Genomic DNA, 6,408 nt, shown 5'->3' on the forward strand with positions numbered 1-6,408 from the left:
GGCCTCAAGCTGATCGAAGGTGACGTTGTATTCGGTCCAGCTGCCGCCGCCCGAGGCGATATTGTGCAGAACGGGCTGCACCCGGTCGAGGGATTTGGCGAAGACGGCGTCGGGTGTTTCGGCTGCTTCGAATTCCTCCCAAAGCGCGCGGAGGTCCTTGCCGATATCGGCGGGCAGGAGGCCGAAGATTCGGGTTGCGGCGCGGGCCTCGGCCGCAGCCACTTCGGTTGAGCCATGGGCCGCGCCGTTCGCGGAATGGATTGGCACGTCGCCCACGTCGATCTCCACGAGGTCGTGCAGGATCAGCATCTTGATGACGCGGTCAATCGCCACGCCCGGCCCGGCCTGATCGGCAAGGACGAGGGCATAGAGGGCCAGATGCCAGCTGTGTTCGCCGGAATTCTCGCGCCGTGACCCGTCGGCGAGTGTCGTCGCGCGGATCACCTGTTTGAGCTTGTCCGCCTCCATCAGGAAGGCGAACTGCGCATCAAGCCGGTCTGTCATTCCCCGGTCGGGGCGGCCTCGGCCGCCGCCGTGGCGCGGAAACGCTTCAGCCTGGCGTCGAGATGTTCCCGCGCCCGAGCCGAGGAGCGCTGGGCGCGGATGGCGGCCATGTAAGCCTCTTGCAGACCCGAGGACGAGGCCTCGACGATCTTGTTCACCTCATTGATGATCGCGTCGTCACCCAGTTCCTCGACCGCTTTCAACACGTCTTCGGCCAGCGCGATGCCCAGTTCTTCGGTCGTCGGCATCAGCTTACCGCGTCTGTTCGCCGAGGCGGCGCTGGACATAGGCCTGCACCGTGTCGATCATCGGGTTCATCTGGGTGTCGTCATTCTCGAAGAAATGCCCGGCCCCCTCGACTTCCTCATGGGTGATGGTGATGCCCTTCTGTTCGCGGAGCTTGCCGACCAGCGAATGGGTGTCCTTCGGCGGCGCCACGCGGTCGGCGGTGCCGTTGATGATCAGGCCCGAAGAGGGGCAGGGGGCGAGGAACGAGAAATCGTACATGTTGGCGGGGGGCGAGACCGAGATGAACCCGGTGATCTCGGGTCGCCGCATCAGCAGTTGCATGCCGATCCAGGCGCCGAAGGAAAAGCCCGCGACCCAGCAATGCTTGGAATTGGGGTTCATCGCCTGCAGGTAATCAAGCGCCGAGGCTGCATCGGACAGTTCGCCGATGCCCTGATCGTATTCACCCTGGCTGCGGCCGACGCCACGGAAGTTGAAGCGCAGGACGGTGAAGCCCAGCTCATGGAACGCATAATGCAACCGGTGCACCACGCGGTTGTTCATCGTGCCGCCGAACTGGGGATGCGGATGCAGGATGATCGCGATGGGCGCGTCGAGTTGCTTCTGCGGATGGTAGCGGCCTTCGAGACGGCCCTCTGGGCCGGCAAAAATGACTTCGGGCATCGCCTGTCTTCTCTCTGCGGGGCCGTCGGCGCGTCAATCTGGCGATGCCATTCTTGACGATTTTGCTCAGGCACCCTAGAACTGTTCTAAATACCGGCAAGTGCCGGTGACCGGGTGGACAGGAGTTAAGCGGCCTTCCGCCCGTCGTCAATGTCTTTGCGGGGCAAATGCCATGAAACTCTCGACCAAGGGGCGGTATGCGATGGTGGCTTTGGCCGATCTGGCCTATCAGCGCGACGCCGCGCTGGTGTCGCTGGCCGAGATCTCGAAGCGGCAGGACATCTCGCTGCCCTATCTGGAGCAGCTCTTTGTCAAGCTGCGCCGGGCGGGGCTGGTCGAATCGGTACGGGGGCCCGGCGGCGGCTACAAGCTGGCGCGCGATCCGGGCGATATCCGGGTGAGCGAGGTGCTGGAAGCGGTCGATGAGACGGTGAGTGCGCTTCATACAGGGGCGGGTGCCTCGGGCGGTGTTTCGGGCAGCCGGGCGCAGTCGATGACCAACCGGTTGTGGGAGGGTCTTTCGGCACAGGTCTATGTCTTCCTGCACCAGACCCGGCTCTCGGATGTGATCGACAATTCTTTGAAACCCTGCCCGGCTGTGCCCGCGCTGTTTCAGGTGGTCGACGAATGAGCGGGCGTTTTCAAATTGAGGCGCGTTCCGCGCCGCGCCTTTTGTCTCGCCTCCGCCTGGCGGCTCCGGCTCGGATTGGCTCCGCCGGGAGTATTTTTGAACAGAAGAAGGTGGGGTCGTGACAGGGCGGGTCTATCTCGACTGGAATGCGACGGCGCCTTTGCGACCGGAGGCGCGGGAGGCTGTTGTCGCGGCGCTGGACGTTGTCGGCAATCCCTCTTCGGTTCATGCCGAGGGGCGGGCCGCGAAGATGGCGGTCGAGAAGGCGCGCGAGGATGTGGCGGCTTTGGTGGGCTGCCGTGTCAAGGAGGTGGTGTTTACCTCAGGCGCGACCGAGGCGGCAGGCGTTCTGGCCGGTGGCCATGACGTCTTTGTCGAGCCCACCGCGCATGATTGCCTGATGGCGCATGGGCGGATGGAGGATGCGATCGGAGGCGGTCATACGCTGGCGATGGGGCTGGCCAACAGTGAGACCGGAGTGATCACCGAGCCGCCCGCGAAGGGCGAGGACGGCTATCCTTATGGCGCGCGGCGGGCCGACTGGCTGCTGCTGGATGTGGTGCAGGCCGTGGGGCGCGTGCCCTTCGCCTTTTCCTGGTCGGGCGCGGATTTTGCGATTGTCTCGGCCCACAAGATCGGTGGTCCGAAAGGTGTGGGGGCACTGATCATCCGCGACGGGTTGGAGATTGAGACATTGCGTGCCGGTGGCGGGCAGGAGACCGGCCGACGTTCGGGCACTGAGAATGTTGCAGGTATTGCCGGGTTTGGGGCCGCGGCACGCGCGGCTTTGACCGATCAGGAGGCAGGTGTCTGGTCGGGCGTTGCAGAGTTGCGCGACCGGCTTGAGGCGCGTATTGCCGGGGCGGCACCGGAAGTTGTGTTTGTCGGCAAGGATGGGGCACGGTTGCCCAATACGTCCTGCATCCTGACGCCCGGCTGGAAGGGCGAAACGCAGGTGATGCAGATGGATCTGGCGGGCTTTGCCATATCGGCGGGCTCGGCCTGTTCGTCAGGCAAGGTCAAGGCCAGCCGGGTGCTGAAGGCGATGGGCTATGATGAGACCGAGGCGGCTTCGGCCATCCGCGTCTCTCTGGGGCCCGCGACGACATTTGAAGAGGTCGACCGTTTCGCGGAGGCCTGGATCGCGGCGCGGGCGCGGCAGCGCGCGCGGGCGGCATGAGGAAAGACGCGGAACGCATGGAAAACGAACGGGAAAAGATGATGGCGCAAGGCGAGACGGTTGAACTTGAGGTCCGCGAGGGCGTTGACCGCGAGACGGTCGAGACCGTCCAGAATATGGGCGCCTACAAATACGGCTGGGAAACCGAGATCGAGATGGACTATGCGCCTTTGGGCGTGAATGAGGATATTGTCCGCCTGATCTCCTCCAAGAACGAAGAGCCGGAATGGATGACCGAATGGCGTCTTCAGGCCTTCCGCCGCTGGCAGGAGATGGAGGAGCCGCGCTGGGCGATGCTCAACTATCCTGAGATCGACTACCAGTCGCAGTACTACTACGCCCGGCCGAAAAGCATGGATGAAAAGCCGAAATCGCTGGATGAGGTCGATCCGAAACTGCTGGCGACCTACGAAAAGCTTGGCATCCCTCTGAAGGAACAGATGATTCTGGCCGGGGTCGAGGGCGCGGACGAGGCCCCCGCCGATGCCCGCAAGGTGGCGGTTGATGCGGTCTTTGACAGCGTCAGTGTCGGCACGACCTTCAAGGAAGAGCTGAAGAAGGCGGGTGTCATCTTCTGTTCGATCTCGGAAGCGATCCGCGAGCATCCGGATCTGGTGAAGAAGTATCTGGGCAGCGTCGTGCCGCAATCAGACAACTTCTTTGCGACACTCAATTCGGCTGTCTTTTCGGACGGTTCCTTTGTCTATATCCCGCCGAACACCCGCTGCCCGATGGAATTGTCGACCTATTTCCGCATCAATGCCGAGAATACCGGCCAGTTCGAGCGGACTCTGATCATCGCCGACAAGGGCAGCTATGTCAGCTACCTCGAAGGCTGCACAGCGCCGAAGCGCGATGTGGCGCAGTTGCATGCGGCGGTGGTGGAAATCGTCATTCTTGAAGACGCCGAGGTGAAGTACTCTACGGTGCAAAACTGGTATCCCGGCGATGAAGAGGGCAAGGGCGGCATCTACAACTTCGTCACAAAGCGTGCCGATTGCCGGGGCGACCGGGCCAAGGTGATGTGGACGCAGGTTGAGACCGGTTCAGCGATCACCTGGAAATACCCCTCCTGCATCCTGCGTGGCGACGACAGTTCGGGCGAGTTCTATTCCATCGCCATCGCCAACAACATGCAGCAGGCGGACACCGGGACCAAGATGATCCATCTTGGCAAGAATTCCCGGTCGCGCATCGTGTCCAAGGGGATTTCTGCTGGCAAGGCGCAGAACACCTATCGGGGTCTCGTGACGATGCACCCGAAGGCGAAGAACAGCCGTAACTATACCCAATGCGACAGCCTGCTGATCGGCGACAAATGCGGGGCGCATACCGTGCCCTATATCGAGGTGAAGAACAACTCGAGCCGCGTGGAGCATGAGGCGACGACCTCTAAGGTCGATGACGATCAGCTCTTCTATTGCCGGAGCCGCGGGATGGATGAGGAAGAAGCCGTCGCGCTGGTCGTCAACGGCTTCTGCCGCGAAGTGTTGCAGGCGCTGCCGATGGAATTCGCCATGGAGGCGCAGAGCCTTGTTGCGATCTCGCTTGAGGGGAGCGTGGGGTGATATGTGTTTCGCCGCACGACGATGATTGGAACAACTAACCTAGAACGCAGACGCTCTAGGAGGAACACTATGTATGAATATTCGGTCATCGCGCGCCATCTATCGAACGGAAGTCGATTGCCAGATGAGGTTTCGACTGACGTATCCCTAGCTGGCATTTGCTTCGAATCTCCCCGTGAAATTGCGGGTAGTTCGCATCTCGGGCGACTATTCCGAGCGGACGGACTTGGTTGGGTTTTCAGCTCTGTGCATGTAGATAAGCCGAAAATCGCACTGGATGTAGCAGACGTACTGCCTGTCATTTCGGATGCGCTCGCCGATGCGGTCGCCATGGAGAATCTTGTGCATTCGGATCGGCGTGGAGGTACGCAATGATCGTCACCACAACCCCTTCCGTCGAAGGCAAAACCATCCGCCAGTACCACGGCATCGTCACCGGCGAGGCGATCCTTGGCGCCAATATCTTCCGCGATCTTTTCGCGCAGGTCCGCGATATCGTCGGCGGCCGCTCGGCCGCCTATGAGCAGGAGCTGGGCCGGGCGCGGGAAACCGCACTCCGCGAGATGGAGGAGCGGGCGGCGGCCATGGGGGCCAACGCGATCGTGGGCGTCGACCTCGACTATGAGGTGATCAACAACATGCTGATGGTTTCGGCCTCGGGCACGGCGGTCAGTCTGTCATGACCGCCATCGCGTCCCCCGGCCATTGTTCCCCGCTTGGCAACAAATACATGCCCGTGCAGCGATTGGCGGGTGTCCATTCAGGTTTTGCCGTGAAAAGCGCAATATTCCGGCCTGAATTCCGCCCCAAACCCTGCGCATCTTACTTGGCAAATGAAGATGAGCCGGGGCGGCGCCATGTCGATGACCAACACTCAGAAAACGGCGTTTGCAGATCGGCTGCAGCGGATTCAGTCCGGTCAGCAGTTCGAACACACGGATGTGGTCGGGCATTCCACGCAGGTCAAGTTCAACAAGATCCTGAAGTCGCGTCCGAAGCAGAAACCCCGGACCTTTGCCGAGAAGCTGATGGTGATCATCGCCTTCTGTTCGGGCATGCTGGCGGTGCTGGTCGGCCGGGTCGCCTATTTCAATCTCGCCCAGCTCGAAGGGATGCCGAAGGCGTTCTACGATCTGGAACAGCGCGGCATGATCCTGTTTGCCTTCATTCTGGCCGGTATCCTGATGGTGGCTTTCCATCTTGCAACCAAGTCACGGTTTCCGGCCCTGCTGATCGGCTGCGTCGTGATGCATTACGGCGAGGCGGCCGTGGCCTCGAACGCGCCCGAGCTTTGGGCGCAGATCTTTTCGGCGGATTATGCCGCCGCTTTGGCCGAAGAAGGCAAGGACTATCGTCTGACGCCCGCCGGCTGACCCCGACCCAATCCGAAATCCATGCGGCCCGGGCCTTTCGCCCGCTGGCCGCCCTTGCCTTTTGAAGGGACCGAAGATGCTTGAGATCAAGAACCTGCACGTGAAACTTGAGGAAGAGGACAAGCAGATCCTCAAAGGTGTGAACCTGACCGTCGAGGCCGGAAAGGTCCATGCGATCATGGGGCCGAACGGGTCGGGCAAATCGACGCTGTCCTATGTTTTGTCCGGGCGTGACGGCTA

The 6,408-nt window shown here is 61.7% G+C and carries 9 protein-coding genes; 6 read left to right on the forward strand and 3 right to left on the reverse strand.

Annotated features, from left to right (window positions below; translation table 11 throughout):
- The 3 genes from WBB85_RS18005 to WBB85_RS18015 form a co-directional block, all read right to left on the reverse strand.
- Positions 1-504, reverse strand: a 504-nt coding sequence (locus WBB85_RS18005; RefSeq protein ID WP_432639973.1) for an HD domain-containing protein, incomplete at its 3' end; no start/stop codon positions are given.
- Positions 501-752 (reverse strand): hypothetical protein, encoded by a 252-nt coding sequence (locus WBB85_RS18010; protein WP_432639974.1) that lies wholly within the window; start codon positions 750-752, stop codon positions 501-503. The genes WBB85_RS18005 and WBB85_RS18010, both read right to left, overlap by 4 nt.
- Positions 753-756: 4 nt before the next feature.
- Complete coding sequence (locus WBB85_RS18015; protein WP_432639975.1) at positions 757-1,416, reverse strand: alpha/beta hydrolase; 660 nt, start codon at positions 1,414-1,416, stop codon at positions 757-759.
- A 172-nt stretch (positions 1,417-1,588) separates the two neighbouring features.
- On the opposite strand from WBB85_RS18015, the gene WBB85_RS18020 reads away from it, so the two are divergent.
- From WBB85_RS18020 to WBB85_RS18045, 6 genes are all read left to right on the forward strand, one after another.
- Positions 1,589-2,047, forward strand: a complete 459-nt coding sequence (locus tag WBB85_RS18020) for an Rrf2 family transcriptional regulator (RefSeq protein ID WP_432639976.1) — start codon at positions 1,589-1,591, stop codon at positions 2,045-2,047.
- 118 nt (positions 2,048-2,165) lie between these two features.
- Positions 2,166-3,227 (forward strand): cysteine desulfurase family protein, encoded by a 1,062-nt coding sequence (locus tag WBB85_RS18025; RefSeq protein ID WP_432639977.1) that lies wholly within the window; start codon positions 2,166-2,168, stop codon positions 3,225-3,227.
- 38 nt (positions 3,228-3,265) lie between these two features.
- On the forward strand, positions 3,266-4,795 hold the full coding sequence (gene sufB / locus WBB85_RS18030) for a Fe-S cluster assembly protein SufB (RefSeq protein ID WP_432639980.1): 1,530 nt from the start codon (positions 3,266-3,268) through the stop codon (positions 4,793-4,795).
- Between the two features lie 371 nt (positions 4,796-5,166).
- Complete coding sequence (locus WBB85_RS18035; protein ID WP_432639978.1) at positions 5,167-5,478, forward strand: heavy metal-binding domain-containing protein; 312 nt, start codon at positions 5,167-5,169, stop codon at positions 5,476-5,478.
- Between the two features lie 156 nt (positions 5,479-5,634).
- Positions 5,635-6,168 carry a hypothetical protein gene (locus WBB85_RS18040; RefSeq protein ID WP_432639979.1) on the forward strand — a complete coding sequence of 178 codons (534 nt, stop codon included), beginning with the start codon at positions 5,635-5,637 and terminating at the stop codon, positions 6,166-6,168.
- Between the two features lie 76 nt (positions 6,169-6,244).
- On the forward strand, positions 6,245-6,408 hold a 164-nt coding region (locus WBB85_RS18045; RefSeq protein ID WP_432639981.1), incomplete at its 3' end, for an ATP-binding cassette domain-containing protein.

The organism is Albidovulum sp., from assembly GCF_049646345.1.
Taxonomy (GTDB): Bacteria; Pseudomonadota; Alphaproteobacteria; order Rhodobacterales; family Rhodobacteraceae; genus Albidovulum.

Bases quoted from the DNA above. Each gene is read 5' to 3' on its own strand.
- WBB85_RS18020 (WP_432639976.1), top strand. From the start codon at position 1,589: ATGAAACTCTCGACCAAGGGGCGGTATGCGATGGTGGCTTTGGCCGAT.
- sufB (WP_432639980.1), top strand. From the start codon at position 3,266: ATGATGGCGCAAGGCGAGACGGTTGAACTTGAGGTCCGCGAGGGCGTT.
- WBB85_RS18015 (WP_432639975.1), bottom strand. From the start codon at position 1,416: ATGCCCGAAGTCATTTTTGCCGGCCCAGAGGGCCGTCTCGAAGGCCGC.
- WBB85_RS18035 (WP_432639978.1), top strand. From the start codon at position 5,167: ATGATCGTCACCACAACCCCTTCCGTCGAAGGCAAAACCATCCGCCAG.
- WBB85_RS18010 (WP_432639974.1), bottom strand. From the start codon at position 752: ATGCCGACGACCGAAGAACTGGGCATCGCGCTGGCCGAAGACGTGTTG.
- WBB85_RS18040 (WP_432639979.1), top strand. From the start codon at position 5,635: ATGAGCCGGGGCGGCGCCATGTCGATGACCAACACTCAGAAAACGGCG.